Source organism: Aquisalimonas lutea (genome assembly GCF_030409225.1).
Lineage (GTDB): Bacteria > Pseudomonadota > Gammaproteobacteria > Nitrococcales > Aquisalimonadaceae > Aquisalimonas > Aquisalimonas lutea.
In genome coordinates, this window is record NZ_JAUFPK010000008.1 from 72,491 (window position 1) to 88,636 (window position 16,146).

Consider the following 16,146-nt stretch of genomic DNA (forward strand, 5'->3'; position numbering starts at 1 on the left):
TACGGTCATCAGTGACGATGTAGAATCCGCCTCCACCTGCGCAGGTACAGGAATCCTTCTGCTCGGCGAGGCCAACGATGGCACTCCCGGAAACAATGAGTGGCGTGGTCCTGACAGGCCATGGAGGTCTCGAGAAGCTCGAATGGCGGGATGATCTGCCGGTCCCCGCTCCGACCCCCGAATCGGTCCTCATCCGGGTTGCAGCCTCGGCTGTCAACAACACGGATGTGAACACGCGCATCGGGTGGTATTCGAAACGCGTCCTTGGCGACACCGCCTCGGGCGCGTCGGAGGGCTACGGCGACGAGGCAAATGAGGATGGAAGCTGGTCCGGGGATGCCTTGGTCTTTCCGCGCATCCAGAGCGCGGATTGCTGCGGTGTGATCGTGGCCGTCGGGGAGGGGGTTCACGATACAAGGGTCGGCGAACGGGTCGTCGTGCGTGCCGTCCAGTCCCCCAAGACGGACGGCGCCGATCTGTCGATCGCGACCTTCGGCTCGGAACGTGACGACGCCTTCGCCGAATACACGACTGTTGCAGCGGAAGACGCGGTCCCAGTCCGGTCCGCTTTGTCCGACGCCGACATCCCCGGGCGCGCCGTCGATATGGTTCTTGACCTCGTCGGGGGTGGACGCTGGAGCGATTTCATCGACGCGCTGGCCAACGGCGGGCGCCATCGCGGGCCCCATCGTGGAGCTGGACCTACGCACGCTCTATCCGTGCGATCTGTCGTTCTTCGGCTGCACGCACCAACCGGCTACCGTGTTCACGGATCTCGTCGGCTATATCGAGGCTGGCGAGATCCGTCCGGTGATCGCCGACACGTATCCGCTGCGAGACCTCCGTGCCGCCCAGGAGGCCTTCCTGTCCAAGTCCCATGTGGGCAAGGTTGGCATCCTGGTGCGCGAGTAAGGCGCCTGCACGTTCTGCCCACGACATATTGCACTCGGCGTCACACCGTCGCCTGCGGCTGGAAGCGACGCCGCCATTCAGTGGGCGTGGCGCCGAAGCGGGCCCGGAAGTGCTGGCGAAGTGCAGCGGCCGAGGGAAAGCCGACCAGCCCGGCAATGGTCTCGACCGAGTGGGCGCTGGTCTCGAGCAGCTCCTGGCTGCGCCGCAGCCGCTCGGCCTGCAGCCATTCGCCCACGGACAGGCCCGTGGCACGCTGAAAGTGGCGCGTCAGGCTGCGCCGGCTCAGGCTGACCCTGCGGGCGAGCGCATCCAGGGAATGAGGTCCATCGAGGTGGGTACGCAGGTACTCCAACAGGTCATTGACTCGGCCATCGCGGGTCGACGTCGGAACCGGATGCTCGATGAACTGTGCCTGACCGCCCTCGCGGTATGGCGGGATGACCATGCGGCGTGCCACCCGATTGGCGACGGCACCGCCATGACGCTGGCGCACGAGATACAGGCAGCAGTCCAAGCCCGCGGCGGTGCCCGCCGAGGTAATGCAGCGCGCATCATCCACGTAGAGGGCATTGGTATCCAGTCGCACCGCCGGGAAGCGATGCAGGAAGTCCTGCTCGAGCCCCCAGTGGGTGGCGGCACGGCGGCCGTCGAGCAGCCCGGCATAGGCCAGCACGTAGGTGCCCATGCAAAGACCCACCACCTCCGCACCGCGCTGATACGCCGCGACGAGAGCATCCAGCAGCGCCCGGGGCGGCCGTTCGGAGGGATCGCGCCAGTAGGGCACGACGATGATCTCCGCCTCGGCCAGGGCATCCAGGCCGTGCCCGGTGTCGAGCACGAGGCCCTGGTCCGAGCGCAGCCGCCCCGGCTCCCCGGCGCAGAGCCTCAGATCGAAGAGGCGCTGGCCGGGGAGGATATCGTCGAAGATGACGCAGGGCACCGAGACGTGGAAGGCACTGAAGTGGTTGAAGGCCACCACGGCCACCGTGGGTATCGACATTCGGGCCTCCTCGTGCATCGTGCTCACAGTGTCAGCGGTTCTCCGTCCTCGGGCACCAGGAGGTGCTCAGCCATGCCCTGCTCCCTGCCATAGGCCCGCAGTTGCTCCCGGGTCAGCACGCAGTGGTTGACCGCTTCCATATGACTGGCGACCAGAGTCGCGTCCGGGGCGGCACGGTGGACCTCACGCACGTCCTCGGCATTCATGATGATCGAGCCCAGGTCCTCGATGCCGGCATCACCGCAGTTCAGCACCACGACATCCGGCGCCTGGGTGGCCAGGGTATCGGCCACGTAGCCATTCCATACCGTATCGCCGGCAATGTAGAGCGACTTCTCATCAGGGTGCCGCAAGACCACGCCACTGACCCTGCCCAGCCGCGCACCAGCGGCAGCCATGGCGGCATCGGAGCCGTGCTGGCCGGGCGTGCGGGTGAGCGCGATGTCGCCGAGCACGCCCGCCCCGGTGAAAGGCACGACCCGGGTAAAGCCCTGGGCCCGGATTACCTCGGCGTCCTCGCCGTTCTGGGTGAGGATCGGCATGTCGCGAGGCACCCGGGTCCGGGCGGCCTCGTCCCAATGGTCCGGATGGAGATGCGTCACTAGGATGGCGTCCACGTCCAGCAACTCCTCCACCGGCATCGGCAGCGCCACCAGCGGGTTGCGCAGGTGGCTGTTCACGGTGCCCTCGAAGCCGGGATAGGCGTCCTTGTCCGCCAGCATCGGATCGACGAGGATCCGATTGCCGGCGTATTCGAGCTTCAAGGTGGCGTTGCGGACTTGGGTCAATAGCATGGCGATGTTCCTCATCCTCGGTATGGATAAGGCGACACCGTAACGGCCCGTTCCTACGACGAAAATGGCCCAAAAGACAGCTATCGTCGCAATCGGGCCAATTGCAGTATGCGCTCAACCTTGGTGAAATCGATAGCGGACGTTCGGAATCAGACCTCTACGGTCTGCTCAGGGTCCAGGCCGTGTGAAAACTCTGAAGGCGTCGCGCTCACGGGCCGGGGTGATGCGAACGACGGCGAACGTGAACGACGCAGCCTTTCCCTCAGGAGGAATGCGGCCTGTCTATCCAGAAACGGCCAGTTAGGGTCATCGAATTTTCCCCACCGGCTTGGAACGCATCGTTCTGGTCATCCGCGCTGTGAGACGCGATGACAGCGGGCCGGACCGATCTCAGGCTCGCATGGCCTGGATCAGCGGTCCGGGGCCGAGGATGTTCATGGCCCGTTTGAAGTTGTAGGCGAGCACGTGCAGGCTCATCTCGGCATTCACGCCAGGGAGTCGTTTGGTGAGGAAGTGGGTCGAGCCCATCCAGGCTTTCAGGGTCCCGAACGGGTGCTCCACTGTCTGTCGTCGCAGTCGCATGACTTCGGGATAGCGATCCAGGCGTGACTGCACAGCGTCAAGCACGCTCTGATGCTCCCACCGACGGATTCGTCGGTGCACGCCACGCGTGCACTGGTCCTTGATGGAGCAGCTCGGACACGCGGAACTCCAGTAGGCGTGCTGGATCTGCCCGTTTTGCTCGTTGGAGAACCGCCAGATGAGCCGCTCGCCGGCAGGGCAATAATAGGCATCCTCCTCGGGCGCGTACCGAAAAGCCTCTCTCGGGAAGTACCCCTCGGCGCCGTTGCCTGATGTCAGCGGCTTGGGCACGTAGGTCATGATGTTGGCCTGCTCGCAGGCAAGGATCTCCTCACCCTTGAAGTAGCCGCGGTCGGCAATGACGTGCAGTTCCTCCGTCCCGAGGGCGTCTGAGGCCTGGTGCGCCATGTTGGCAAGTTGGGTGCGGTCGTGGCCGACGTTGGTGACCTCGTGGGCGACGATCAAGTGATGGTCGCTGTCGACGGCCGTTTGTACGTTGTACCCCACCATCCCTGTACCGCGGCCGCTGGTCGCCATGGAGCGCGCATCCGGGTCCGTGAGCGAGACTTGCCGATCGGGGGCTTCCTGCCTCTGGGCCTCGATCGCCCGCAGGCGCTCGACTTCCTTCTGGAGCCTCGTGATTTTCTCCTTGAGATGGCCCGTCGCCGCCTCCGGAGAACACCGGCGTCGTTGTGATCCGACGTCTCGAGCTGACCCAGGTAGCGCTCGATGCTCTCCTCGATTTGCTCCATGCGCCGCCTCATCTTCGCGGCGGTGAAATTGTGGTCCCGGTTGTTGACCGCCTTGAACTTGCTGCCATCGATGACAACCATGGCCTCAGAGAACAGCTCCAGGCGGCGGCACAGCGCCACGAACTCCCGGCACACCTCCCGAATGGCCTTGCCATTGTCCTTGCGGAAATCGGCGATGGTCTTGAAATCCGGACTGAGCCGCTCGGTCAGCCACATCAGTTCCACGTTGCGCTGCGCCTCGCGCTCCAGGCGCCGACTCGACTGAATCCGGTTGAGGTAGCCGTAAATGTAGATCTTGAGCATCGCCGCCGGGTGATAAGCGGGTCGCCCCGTCTCCTTGGGATCGACGCCGGCAAAGCCGAGTCCACGCAGATCGAGGGTCTCGACGAACGCCTCGATGGCTCTGACCGGGTTGTCCTCTGCGATGAAGTCGTCCAGACACTCCGGAAACAGCGTGCTCTGACCACGAGCCTCACCCCGTACGAAACGCGTCATGGCTCAGCCCCCTGTGTACTCCAGCAATTGTATCGGGGACCGCGTTTTCACACAGCCTGGGTCGGTTCGCGAAGTTCAGAGCGCTGCGAAACTACCTAACCTGTCATGATGCTTCGAATGGTATGGCTCGCAGACGACCAAAGCCGACACGCTGTTTCACTTCAGTCTTGGCTCTGGCTCCGTTTGCGCGGCATGAGCTGTCCTTCCCACGCCGGTGATTCCTCGACCTCCACGTCCCGGGGGTGGAGGTCGTCACCGCATTCACTGCACACGAGGACGCCACGCATCCGATGGCCACAGCCACGATGGCGATGCCGGATCGGCGGGCCCCTGTCATCGGCCATATACCGATCGCCCCAGTGCACGAGGGAGAGAATCACCGGGTAGAGATCTCGCCCTTTGACGGTGAGTCGGTACTCGTCGCGCCGTGGGCGTTCCTGATAGGGACGTTTCTCCAGAACACCCGCGTCGAGCAGCTTCTTCAGCCGGTCAGAGAGGATGTGCCGTGTGATGCCCAGTCGTGCCTCGAAGTCATCGAAACGGCGCACGCCGAGGAAGCAGTCACGCAGGATAACGAGAGTCCACCGGTCGCCAACGACCGACAGCGCCCGGGCCAGGGAGCAGGGTTGTTGGTCCAGTTCTTCCCAGCGCATGGCCGACTCCTATAGGTTGATCTTTGCACAGCTTGACAGGTTCCAAAAAAGAACTATATCGTTCAAGCCAAGTTCCAAAAAAGAACCCTGAAGGAGTTCCACGTGAATAAGGCAGCTCTCGTTGTCGGTGCGGGCGACGCAACAGGCGGCGCTATTGCCAGGCGGTTCGCCCGGGAAGGGTACGTCGCCTGCGTGGCGCGCCGTAATGGAGACAAGCTTGCGCCGCTGGTGAATGCCATCCATGCAGACCGCGGCCAGGCACGCGCCTTCGGTTGCGACGCTCGCCAGGAAGAGCAGGTGGTGGGGATGGTGCAGACCATCGAGCAAGAGGTTGGGCCCATCGAGGTGGCAGTGTTCAACATCGGTGCCAACGTCCACTTCCCCATCCTGGAGACCACGGAGAGGGTCTACCGCAAGGTCTGGGAGATGGGTGCATTTGCCGGCTTTCTCACCGGGCGCGAGGCGGCGCGGGTAATGGTGCCGCGGCAGCGCGGCACCATTATCTTCACCGGGGCGACGGCCAGTGTCCGCGGCCGCACCGGTTTCTCGGCTTTCGCCGGAGCCAAGCACGCCCTGCGCGCTCTGGCCGAGAGCATGGCGCGGGAACTGGCGCCGCAGGGAATCCACGTGGCCCACCCCGTCATCGACGGTGCCATCGACACCGCGTTTATCCGCGACAATTTCCCGAAGCGCTACAAGGCCAAGGCGCACGGGGGCATCCTCGATCCGGAGCATATCGCCGACGCCTACTGGCAGCTCCACACGCAGCCGCGGGATTGCTGGACGTTCGAGCTGGACCTGCGCCCGTGGAGCGAGAGCGTTTTCGGCATCCAGTAACCCTGGAAGGGAGTCGAGCATCGTGAGCAAGCAGGTCGAGTTCTTCTTTGACGTCGGCAGTCCGGCCAGCTATCTGGCCTGGACGCAGTTACCCGGGATAGCTGATGCGGCCGGTGCGGCCATCGTGTGGAAGCCCATGCTCTTGGGCGGGGTGTTCAAGGCCACCGGCAACCGATCGCCGGTGGAGGTGCCGGCCAAGGGCCAGTACACGCACCGCGATCTTGTGCGCCATGCCGAGCGGTACCAGGTGCCGTTCCAATACAACCCGCACTTTCCCATCAACACGCTGCTGCTGATGCGTGGCGCGGAAGCGTATCGGGATACCCCCGCGTTTGATGCTTACCTGCATGTGGTCTTCCGAGCCATGTGGGTGGAGCCTCGGAATCTGAACGATCCGGAGGAAGTCGCACGTACGCTGGAAGAGGCCGGTTTCGACGCGGGGGAGGCACTCGAGCAGGCCCAATCGCCCCGAGCAAAGGAGGGCTTGAAGGCGACCACCGAGGAGGCCGTGACGCGGGGTGTTTTCGGTGCACCGACGTTCTTTGTCGGCGAGGAGATGTGGTTCGGACAGGATCGGCTCGATTGGATCGCCGCGGCGCTGCGCCGGGCGTGAATGCGGGGCGAGCCGGCTTCGGGGCACGGTGTCGACGCCCCTTCGACAAATGGGCGAAGTCGACGCCCGGGCAGTTCGCCCTCTACTGTAACCACATCCACCCGATCAGGAGCATGCGCAATGGCAGCCCCTTCCAACAGGCACGCGTTTGATGAGGCCATTGAGCTCACAGCCCATGGCGATGGGCGATATACAGGCCACACCCATGACGCCTACGCCAACATGGTCGGCCCATTCGGTGGTGTCATTGCCGCCGCACTGCTCAACGCCGTCATGGTCGAGCCGCAACGCCTGGGGGACCCGGTCGCATTGACTGTCCATTTCGCTGCCCCGATTGCCGACGGGGCGTTCTCCGTCACGGTCCGTGCCATGCGCACCAACCGCAGCACCCAGCACTGGTTCGTGGAGTTGGTGCAGGACAACGAGGTGGTCGCCTTCGCCACCGCGGTGACCGGCATCCGGCGGGACACCTGGGAAGCGACCGACGCAACGTTCCCGACGGTTCCGTCCGCTACAACCCTTTCCCCCGCCGCGCCGCGCAGTCGGGCCCCCTGGACCAGTTGTTACGACATGCGGTTCATCGACGGGACCATCGAGGGGCCAACCAACGAGGAAATCCCGTCGCAGAGCCGCCTGTGGCTGCGCGATGACCCACCCCGACCGCTGGATTTTGCGTCACTGGCGGCGCTGTGTGACGCCTTCTTCCCGCGCATCTTCGTCCGTCGAGGGACGTGGGTTCCTATCGGAACCGTGGCTCTGACGACGTACTTCCATGCCGACCAAACGCAAGTGAGGGATCAGGGCACCGAATTCCTCCTAGGGGTCGCTCGCGGGGTGCACTTCGGTAAGGGGTTCTTCGACCAGAGCGCCGAAGTGTGGAGCACCGACGGCCGTCTCCTCGCCTCCACGCATCAAGTTGTCTACTTCAAGGAATGACGACAGGTGGGCACCGAGGCCGGGCGCTTCCAGGGGCACGAGCGACGGCTTTCCCGATCATGCTTGCGGGGGTGACGACCCTGAGCGGACCTTTGGAATGCAGTGATGAATGACCGCTTTTAAGAATATCCCGGCCCATAAATGCGCAACAGGAAGTGCTGTGACCACACGATAACTCCACTCGCTTTTCCCTGATGCGCTTTCCCGGTGCCCGTTATCTCGGTCCGATCTGCCGTCGCACCAGCCAGACCACGAGCGGCGGCAGAACGATCCATTGCAACAGTGGCGACAGCCCCGTGCCGATTACAGGCACGACCGGCATACGGGATGCGTACGCCCACCTGTCGGCGACCACGGTCGCGTGCCACTCGAAGCCAACGGTCACCGCGACGCCGACCAGGACGAATGCTGCGACATGTCCGGAATGAGGCCGGAGGACCCAGCCGCGCTTCCTCCAGGCAAGGGCAACCACCCAGAAAGCAAACAGGGCGATTAACGTGTCGCCGCCCGCGGCCCGGGTGCAGAGCACGATCGCTTCCCAGTGATCGGCCGTAGGCATGTCCCGGAAGAAGGGGACCTGCAGGAACTCCCATGGATAGTTGAGCAGCCACGCGAACAAGACGACGTTGAATTCCGGAAGCTCAAGCACGCCGCGGCGGGGTCGGGTGTCGGTCGGCGTATTCTTTGCCATCAAAACCTTCAGGTCGTGTGGAAATGGCCGTGAGTACTATACCCGGTCGCTCTCCGCACGGCGTCCCGCAGATGGCGTAGAGCGCCCGAGCGATTTCTATGGAGATCCTCTCCCTCTCGCGCTTCAATAAGTAAAGTGGTCCCGTTTTTTCCGGCAAAACGGTTCTCGGTGTTCGGGCATCGAATCATGCAGAACCCGGTCTAATAACGGGCGAGCCCACACTGGCAAGGATGGACAGCTTTTTTCGTGGGCTCCCGGGACATTTCCCGGGTCAGCCAGAAGCCTGCCCCCAGCAGCAGGACTCCGCCGTAAATCATGCCCTGGGCCGGAACTTCCGCGAAGATGAGATAACCCAGGGTCGACGCAACGATGGGCGAGACAATGATATCCACCAGGGAATAGACATTGGCGTTCAGGCTCTTGAGCACGATGGAGATGCCCAGATAGGCGAAGCCGGTGGATACCACGCCCAGACAGAAAGCCCACAGCATGACCGGCAGCTCCAGCCCCAGCGCCTGGTAATGAATGGTTCCGGTGACGTCGCCGGGGCCGAAGAACAAAAGGAAGGGCGACAGAATGACCGCGCCGGCCAGCATGGACCAGGCGATATCATTACCCGTCTCCGATTTTCCCTCGTAGCGCATGTAGGTCACCATTGCCGCATAGACGGCGCCGTCCGCCAGCGCCACCAGGTTGCCCAGCATATGGCCGCCCTGGAGCGGCTTGGCGAGCACAATGCCCGTGATGGCTACAGCAAAGATCAGAATGTAGCTCCTGTGTGCCTTCTCGCCCAGGAATAGCCAGGAGAAGATAAAGGTGAAAAAGGGCGCGATGCTCCAGAAGATCACCACGTTCGCGATGGGCGCGACCGTCATGGCGAAGTTGAAGACACTGATCTGCAGCGCGATCAAAAGGCCGATGAAGGCGGTATCCTTGAGGTTGTCCCGGGGGAAGTGCTGACGCTGCCCCGTGGCCAGCGGCAGGGCAATCAGAAGAAGGACGGCCGCAAAGGACAGGGCGTAGAAGTTCAGTGTTTGAATGGGGATCCGGTCATCGGTGAGCTTGACGAATACCCCGATGGTGGCTTCGGACAGCGTGATCAGAATCAGCAGAAAAACCGTTTTCATGGCGCGCCGCCACGGGTTACATCAATGGCTTCAGCGCCGGATTCGTCCAGGCACGCGCTTTCAACCTGCAGGGTGACAAAAAAGAAACCGAAGCGGGCCTTCAGCATTTCATGGGCCGAGCGGAGCACCGCCTGGGCATCCGTCCCGTCGCTTGTGCGCAAGTGGCCCGAAAACACATAGCGGCCGCTGGTGAGCGCCCAGGCGTGCACGTGATGAGCATTGGCCACGCCGTCGAGTTCTTCAAGTGCACGCACCACCTCGGCCAGGCTGATATCGGCGGGGGTGCCTTCCATGAGTAAATGCATGGCATCGCGGAGAATACCCCAGCTCGCCCAGAGCAGGACGAAGCCGAAGGCCATGCCGAGAATCGGATCGATCAGCAGGAAGCCGGTGAAGTGGATGACCAGGGCGGTGACGATAATGATCAGGCTGCCGACAAAGGTCTGGATGATGTGCCAGAGCGCGCCCTTGACGTTCATGTCGGTGCGGCTTTGCTTCCAGATCAGGCTCAGGGAAATGATCTCGGTGACCAGGCCGCCGGCCGCCGCCCAGAGCATGGGGGCGGGTGGGAGTTCGATGGGCTCGGCCAGGCGGAAAGCGCCCATGACGATCACGATCAGGGCCATGCCCAGCAGAAAACCGCCATTGACCAGTGCCCCGATGATCTCCGCCCGATACCAGCCGAAACTCCGGTCTTCGTCGGCCGGACGCCGCGCCAGGTGCGCGGCCAGAATGGCCACCAGAACGCCGCCGACCGCCGAGAAGGTGTGGAAGGCATCGGAGATGACGGCAACGGAACCGGTCCAGAGGCCGATGCCCATTTCGACGACAAAATAGATACCGGTGAGCCAGGCCGAAATGGCCATGCCCCGGCCACTGGTTGGCATGTGGCCGGCGTGTCCGCCGTGGTTAGAATGCATATGCGCTTTCCCGGCTTTTGGTGGCTGGAATCCGTGTGAAGGCAACTATTCCGTAGCTGTCTGCAACGGGTCAACGATGGTCGTGGTAATCGATTCTGGGCAGTGATGCGCGTCTCCGGACGGTTGATTCTCCATGGATATGGCGCGGAATGTACTATGACCAAATCGCGTATTGCCCGCACAGGTGGCGTTCCCCTCGGCCTGGCCGCAACTGGCAACGAGGTGATCGTCATTGGGCCTCCCACGACGTGGTTATGGGGACACAGGCCATTCCGATTTCGCGGACTGCCGGTATGCCAGGAAGACGAGCACCGCCCCCAGCGCCACCATGGGCAGCGACAGGACCTGCCCCATGGTCACCCAGTCGAAGGCGAGGTAGCCGATGTGTTCGTCGGGCAGGCGCACGAATTCGACCATGAAGCGGAAGCTGCCGTAGAGCACCAGGAACAGCCCGGAGGCGGCCATGGTCGGCCGCGGCTTGCGGGTGAACAGCCACAGCGCGATGAACAGCACGACGCCTTCCAGAAAGAACTGGTAGAGCTGGCTGGGGTGGCGCGGATCGGGGCCCATGGGCGGGTACACCATGGCCCAGGGGACGTCGCCGACCCGGCCCCAGAGCTCACCGTTGATGAAGTTGCCGATGCGCCCGGCGCCGAGGCCGATGGGCACCAGGGGTGCGGCGAAGTCGGCGAGGCGGAAGAAGACGTTGCCGGTGCGCTTGCCGAACAACCACAGAGCGGCGAGCACGCCGATCAGGCCGCCGTGGAAGCTCATGCCGCCTTCCCAGATGCGGATGACGGCGAGCGGGTCGGTCGTGAGCAGGCCGGGTCCGTAGAAGAGGACGTAGCCGATTCGCCCACCCACAATGGCCCCGATGGCCCCGTAGACAAGCAGGTCTTCCATCTGCCGGGGATGAATTGGGCTGTCATCGCGGTGGGCACGCCAGCGGCCGAGGAGCCAGGCGGCGCCGAAGCCGATCAGATACATGAGGCCGTACCAGTACACGGCAACGGGGCCGAGCTGGATGGCGACCGGGTCGATGTCGCGATAGGTCAGCATGGCCTACCGGGCGCTTCAGTAGCGCCCGTACACCTCCGGATCCTCGGCGTCCCCAGTGATGCGGTAGACGGTGAATGGCCCATCTTTGTCGCCGGGCATGCCGGGTGAGCCCGTGGGCATCCCGGGGAGGGCGATGCCGCGGATCATGGGGCGCTCGGCGAGAAGATCCTCGATGACGGCCGCGGGAACGTGTCCCACCACCGTGTAGGGGCCGACCTGGGTGATATGGCAACTGGCCAGGGAGCGGCCGATCCCGGCCTCCCGGAAGACGGACGTCATGCTGTGGTGATCGACCGTCTGCACATCGAAGCCGCTCGCCGCCAGATGCTCCGCATAGGCACTGCAGCAGCCGCAGGTGGGCGTCTTGTGCACCGTGGCCGTGGCTGCGAGTGCGGCTCCGGGGAGCACAAGTGCGGCGACCATGGCGAGTCGTCGAAGCTGGTGGATCATGCGTCGGTCCTCTCGGTTGTTGTGCCTATCGGGTCAGGTCCTGCCTGCGCTGCTGATACTCTTCGCGATCGATCTCGCCCCGGGCGTAGCGCTCGTCGAGGACATAAAGCGCGCTGCGGCCACGCGCTTGCGTCCGCACCGGCGGTGCCGTGCCGGTGCCGGCCAGGCCGCGTACTACTACGGCGATGAGCCCGATCACCACACCGAGGACGAGCACCATCATCAAGCCGCCGAAGAGTATGTGTCCCCAGCCGGAAGCGGGATGCCACATGCCATGCATCTCATCATAGCGTTGCGCGACGGCCGGCAACGCCGGGAGCAGCCCGGCCGGAAACAAGAACGCGGCGTACAACCGGCTTTTCATTATCGGTCTCCTGGTGAATCGATGACCCGATCGCCGCAACGTGCTGCGATCAGGTCGTTGGCATATCCCGGTGGATTACCGGCTCTGCGAGCCATGGTGTCCTTGCGACAGGCTCAAGCCTATCAACCGGGACTCCGGACGCCTTGACCGGGGTCAAGGGTACGCCCTGGAGACACTCGGCCGTTCTGCTAACCATCGAACACGACCTCGCCCCGCATCCCGGCCTCGTAATGGCCGGGCACGTTGCAGGCGAACTCCAGTTCATCGGCCTCGGCGAATCGCCAGATCAGCTCTTTCGTCTCGCCGGGCTCGAGCATGACCGCGTTGGGGTCGTCGTGGCCCTGCATGCCGCCCTCGGCCATCATCTTCCGCATCTCCTCCTGGTGGGCGCGCTGCATCGCCGGCGTACCCAGCGTGAAATCATGATCGAGCTGGCCGGTGTTGGTGACCACGAATCGGATCGTCTCGCCCGCGTCGACCTCGATCTTCTGTCGGTTGAACTCGATATCCGCGGCATCGATATGGATGGTGCGATCCACTGCGTCGGCGTTGCCCGGCCGCCCGCCGGCCATTTCCGCATGGCCGTGACTGTGGCCCTCGCCGCCGGGGCCGGCGGTGACCGCTGTGGCCGTGGCCAGGAGCGTGGCTGCAAGAACGTGCTTCAATGTCATGGTCGACTCCTGTGTCGGTCGATGGTTCGCGTTGACGTGGTTCATCCGTCGCCGTCGCTCAAGCGGGCGCGCTTCAGCAGTACCGAATTGCCGATTACCGACAGCGAGCTCGCCGTCATGGCGACGACGCCGATCATCGGGTGCAGCAGCCCCGTGGCGGCGATGGGGATGGCGGCGACGTTGTAGCCCCAGGCCCAGAACATGTTCTGGACGATCTTGCGGAACGTCAGCCGCGAGAGGTTGATGGCCTCCACGACTTTAGTGAGCTCACCACGGACCAGGGTGACGTCGGCGGCCTCGATGGCCACGTCGGCGCCGGCTCCGATGGCAATGCCGACGTTGGCCTGCTTGAGTGCCGGGGCATCGTTGATGCCGTCGCCCACCATGGCCACGTGCTGCCCATGGAGTTCCTGGAGCGCCCGGATCGCGTCGACCTTACCCTCGGGAAGCACCCCCGCACGGACTTCGTCGAGGCCCACTTGCTCGGCCACGGCGTAGGCGGTGCGCTCGTTGTCGCCGGTGACCATGACGCACCGAATGCCGAGTTCCTGGAGGGCCCGTATTGCCGCAGCGGAGTCTTCCTTCAGCGTGTCCGCTACGGCCACGATGCCCACCGGCTGGTCACCGATGGCGACCAGCATGGCCGTCTTGCCCGCGGTCTCCAGACGCGTCAGCGTCTCCTCCAGGGCTGTGATATCCATGTCGTGCTCGGTGAGAAGCCGGCGGCTGCCGACGAGCACACGCTCGCCGTCGAGTTGCGCCTCCACGCCGCGGGCGGTGTGGGACCGAAAGCCAGTGACGTTGCCGATCGGGAGACCACGCTCCCTGGCGCCCTGGACAATAGCCTCGGCCAGCGGGTGGGCCGAGCCCGCCTCCACGGCTGCCGCCGCGGCCAGGACGCGCTTCTCCTCGACACCCTCGGCCGGGATGACATCGGTCAGTGCCGGCTCGCCCCGGGTAATGGTTCCGGTCTTGTCCAGGACCACGACGCGGATGTCCTTGAGGCTCTGGATCGCCGAGCCGGAGCGGATGAGCACGCCGCGCTCGGCGCCCATGCCGGAGCCGACCATGAGCGCGGTGGGCGTTGCCAGGCCCAGGGCGCACGGGCAGGCGATGACCAGCACCGCGATGGCGGCCAGGATGGCGAGCACCAGCGGGGGCTGGTCGGCGTCTACCCAGGGCAGGAACCCTTCGCCCCAGCGGAGAATCGGCTCCAGGGCGCCGCTGAATGCCAGCCAGGCAATGAACGCCAGTGCGGCGACGCCCAGCACGGCGGGCACGAACCGGGCGGTGATTCGGTCGGCGAGCTCCTGGACGGGCACGCGGGAGCCCTGAGCCTCCTCCACCAGGCGAATGACCTGGGAGAGGAAGGTGTCCTTGCCCACCCGGGTGGCGCGCACCTTGAGAAGCCCCTGCTGGTTGATGGTCGCGCCCAACACGGTAGCGCCGGTCGCTTTCTCGACCGGGGCCGATTCCCCCGTGGCGATGGATTCGTCCACGCTGCTCTCGCCCTCGATGACCTCGCCGTCGGTGGGGATCTTCTCCCCGGGGCGCACGATCATGATGGCGCCGGCCTGGAGTTCCTTGACCGGCACTTCCACTTCCTCGCCTTCGCGTTCGACCCGGGCGGTCTTGGCGCCCATATCCAGCAGCTTGCGGATGGCCGAGGAGGCCTGCCCCTTGGCCCGGTGCTCCAGATAGCGCCCGAGCATGTGGAACGCCATGATGGTCGCCGCCATCTCCATGAACGAGGTCATGGGGTAGACAAACCCCACAAGCCCGAGGAAGTAGGGTGGCAGGCTACCCATGGAGATGAGCACGTCCATGTTCAGGTGGCCGGACTTTAGTGAGCGCCAGGCGGAGCTGTGCGTCGCCCGCCCGCCGGCGAGGAACACCACCGGAAAGGCGAGCACGGCGATGATGGCGAGATACCCCGGAATCGGCTGCCAGAGCATGTGGGGCATCATCAGCCCCATGATCGCGGCAGTCGGAATCATCGCGATCCACAGCCGTCGCCAGGCCTGTTTGACGTAGGCTTCGTCGATGGCGGCATCGTCCGCGTGGTCGTCGCCGTCTTCGGTCTCCACGGCGGCGACATCGTAGCCGGCGTGTTCCACCGCCGTAGAAAGGGCCTCGCCGTCTGGTCCGCCGGCCGCCGTGGTAACGGTGACCCGGTGATCGGCGATATTGGTACGGATGTCGTCGATGCCCTCCAGGCGCTCGAGTGAGGCGCGTACGATGCCGGCGCAATGATCGGACCCCATGCCGGGGACCACCAGCTTGATGGTGGTGCCTTCACCGCCGCCGGCGTGCACTCGGGCGACGTCATAGCCGGCACCTTCCACGGCCGTGCGCAACGACTCGGCGTCCGCGGCGCTCGAGTCGTACCGCACGGTGACGTGATGGTTGGCGATATTGGTGTTGACCGACTTCACCGCATCCAGGCGCTCCAGTGCGGCGCGGACGATGCCGGCGCAGTGGTCCGAGCCCATTCCCGGTACCACCAAGACGCTTTCGGCGCTTGCATTCGGGGCGGTAGTCCGTGCGGCGTGCTCATTCATAAATTTGCTGTCCTGTGGCCGGTGTGACATCAGACCCTTCTAGTGGCGTCAGCCGCGGTGCTTTCCTGGACCATTCCGGCGATGTCGCGCCTGGCGCTACGCCCACAAGGCCCGCTGACGGCAGATGACCTACCGGTCATGCCCGTGCCCTCCGCCGTGGCCGTGCATGAACAGATGCATGATCAGACAGCCCGCCAGCAGGAGAAACGGGGCGAAGCCAACGATATGCTCCCAGTGGTCCGCGGCAAGGCTGCCGCCGATGAGGGCGGACCCGGCGATCAGAACCACTGTTAAAGGCGTTCCCAGGCGTTGCGTGATGCGCGTCCACATGTGCATGTCCTCTTCGCGTTAAGCGTGTCGCCGGGGCGGCCCCGATCCCGACGGGAGTTGCCCCGGCAACACCGTTCCGTCGTTGCCGTGGGCTACGAACCGCCCCCGTGGTGGCGCTGATAGTCGCCGCTACGGCCGCGTTCGCCGTCCATACGGCCGGGCCGTTCCTGCATGCGCTCACGCATCTGCTCGCGCTGCTCGTCGGTGAGCATGTCCTGCATGTCGTTTTGCAGGCGGATGCGATCGGCCATCATGTCGCCGTGGAGATCGGCCATGCGGCCATGGAGCTCCCGAACGGCTTCGGGGTCGGGGCGCTGCTCAGCCATGAGGACGTGCATCTCGTCGCGCAGATCCAGCATGTCGGCCATGCGGGCGAACCGCTCCTGGCGGTGTTCGCTG

Annotated in this window: 17 protein-coding genes and 2 pseudogenes; 5 read left to right on the plus strand and 14 right to left on the minus strand. The window is 64.5% G+C overall.

What is annotated here, in order from left to right; genetic code table 11:
* Nucleotides 1-95: 95 nt before the first annotated feature.
* Both QWY84_RS20185 and QWY84_RS19645 read left to right on the plus strand, forming a co-directional pair.
* Nucleotides 96-500, plus strand: a pseudogene (locus QWY84_RS20185) (alcohol dehydrogenase catalytic domain-containing protein); the annotation flags it as partial.
* 112 nt (nucleotides 501-612) lie between these two features.
* Complete coding sequence (locus QWY84_RS19645; RefSeq protein ID WP_290204755.1) at nucleotides 613-912, plus strand: zinc-binding dehydrogenase; 300 nt, start codon at nucleotides 613-615, stop codon at nucleotides 910-912.
* Nucleotides 913-952: 40 nt separating this feature from the next.
* Here QWY84_RS19645 and QWY84_RS19650 read toward each other — a convergent pair whose 3' ends face one another.
* From QWY84_RS19650 to QWY84_RS19665, 4 genes and pseudogenes are all read right to left on the minus strand, one after another.
* Nucleotides 953-1,912 (minus strand): GlxA family transcriptional regulator, encoded by a 960-nt coding sequence (locus QWY84_RS19650; RefSeq protein WP_290204756.1) that lies wholly within the window; start codon nucleotides 1,910-1,912, stop codon nucleotides 953-955.
* A gap of 23 nt (nucleotides 1,913-1,935) precedes the next feature.
* Nucleotides 1,936-2,706: an MBL fold metallo-hydrolase gene (locus QWY84_RS19655; RefSeq protein ID WP_290204757.1), complete on the minus strand. Its 771-nt coding sequence runs from the start codon at nucleotides 2,704-2,706 to the stop codon at nucleotides 1,936-1,938.
* A gap of 390 nt (nucleotides 2,707-3,096) precedes the next feature.
* Nucleotides 3,097-4,535: pseudogene (locus tag QWY84_RS19660) on the minus strand (IS1182 family transposase).
* Nucleotides 4,536-4,696: 161 nt separating this feature from the next.
* Entirely contained in the window at nucleotides 4,697-5,188 is a 492-nt protein-coding gene (locus QWY84_RS19665) for a winged helix-turn-helix transcriptional regulator (protein WP_290204758.1), read from the minus strand.
* 102 nt (nucleotides 5,189-5,290) lie between these two features.
* Between QWY84_RS19665 and QWY84_RS19670 the strand changes: the two genes are divergently transcribed.
* The 3 genes from QWY84_RS19670 (at nucleotide 5,291) to QWY84_RS19680 (ending at nucleotide 7,574) form a co-directional block, all read left to right on the plus strand.
* Nucleotides 5,291-6,025, plus strand: coding sequence for an SDR family oxidoreductase (locus QWY84_RS19670; protein WP_290204759.1), 735 nt, complete (start codon nucleotides 5,291-5,293; stop codon nucleotides 6,023-6,025).
* 22 nt (nucleotides 6,026-6,047) lie between these two features.
* Nucleotides 6,048-6,638 carry a 2-hydroxychromene-2-carboxylate isomerase gene (locus QWY84_RS19675; RefSeq protein WP_290204760.1) on the plus strand — a complete coding sequence of 197 codons (591 nt, stop codon included), beginning with the start codon at nucleotides 6,048-6,050 and terminating at the stop codon, nucleotides 6,636-6,638.
* Between the two features lie 120 nt (nucleotides 6,639-6,758).
* Nucleotides 6,759-7,574, plus strand: coding sequence for an acyl-CoA thioesterase (locus QWY84_RS19680; protein WP_290204761.1), 816 nt, complete (start codon nucleotides 6,759-6,761; stop codon nucleotides 7,572-7,574).
* Between the two features lie 214 nt (nucleotides 7,575-7,788).
* Here QWY84_RS19680 and QWY84_RS19685 read toward each other — a convergent pair whose 3' ends face one another.
* From QWY84_RS19685 to QWY84_RS19730, 10 genes are all read right to left on the minus strand, one after another.
* Nucleotides 7,789-8,265 carry a hypothetical protein gene (locus QWY84_RS19685; protein ID WP_290204762.1) on the minus strand — a complete coding sequence of 159 codons (477 nt, stop codon included), beginning with the start codon at nucleotides 8,263-8,265 and terminating at the stop codon, nucleotides 7,789-7,791.
* Nucleotides 8,266-8,465: 200 nt separating this feature from the next.
* On the minus strand, nucleotides 8,466-9,392 hold the full coding sequence (locus QWY84_RS19690) for a DMT family transporter (RefSeq protein ID WP_290204763.1): 927 nt from the start codon (nucleotides 9,390-9,392) through the stop codon (nucleotides 8,466-8,468).
* Entirely contained in the window at nucleotides 9,389-10,312 is a 924-nt protein-coding gene (locus QWY84_RS19695) for a cation diffusion facilitator family transporter (protein WP_290204764.1), read from the minus strand. The genes QWY84_RS19690 and QWY84_RS19695 overlap by 4 nt, the downstream gene beginning before the upstream one ends.
* 252 nt (nucleotides 10,313-10,564) lie before the next feature.
* Nucleotides 10,565-11,371 carry a prolipoprotein diacylglyceryl transferase gene (gene lgt / locus QWY84_RS19700; RefSeq protein WP_290204765.1) on the minus strand — a complete coding sequence of 269 codons (807 nt, stop codon included), beginning with the start codon at nucleotides 11,369-11,371 and terminating at the stop codon, nucleotides 10,565-10,567.
* A 15-nt stretch (nucleotides 11,372-11,386) separates the two neighbouring features.
* Nucleotides 11,387-11,821 (minus strand): DUF411 domain-containing protein, encoded by a 435-nt coding sequence (locus tag QWY84_RS19705; protein ID WP_290204766.1) that lies wholly within the window; start codon nucleotides 11,819-11,821, stop codon nucleotides 11,387-11,389.
* A gap of 25 nt (nucleotides 11,822-11,846) precedes the next feature.
* Nucleotides 11,847-12,185: an SHOCT domain-containing protein gene (locus tag QWY84_RS19710; protein WP_290204767.1), complete on the minus strand. Its 339-nt coding sequence runs from the start codon at nucleotides 12,183-12,185 to the stop codon at nucleotides 11,847-11,849.
* Between the two features lie 188 nt (nucleotides 12,186-12,373).
* Nucleotides 12,374-12,856: a cupredoxin domain-containing protein gene (locus QWY84_RS19715; protein WP_290204768.1), complete on the minus strand. Its 483-nt coding sequence runs from the start codon at nucleotides 12,854-12,856 to the stop codon at nucleotides 12,374-12,376.
* Nucleotides 12,857-12,897: 41 nt separating this feature from the next.
* Entirely contained in the window at nucleotides 12,898-15,417 is a 2,520-nt protein-coding gene (locus QWY84_RS19720; protein ID WP_290204769.1) for a heavy metal translocating P-type ATPase, read from the minus strand.
* A 129-nt stretch (nucleotides 15,418-15,546) separates the two neighbouring features.
* Nucleotides 15,547-15,747 (minus strand): DUF2933 domain-containing protein, encoded by a 201-nt coding sequence (locus QWY84_RS19725; protein WP_290204770.1) that lies wholly within the window; start codon nucleotides 15,745-15,747, stop codon nucleotides 15,547-15,549.
* A gap of 92 nt (nucleotides 15,748-15,839) precedes the next feature.
* The coding region (locus QWY84_RS19730) for a Spy/CpxP family protein refolding chaperone (protein ID WP_290204771.1) at nucleotides 15,840-16,146 on the minus strand (307 nt) is incomplete at its 5' end.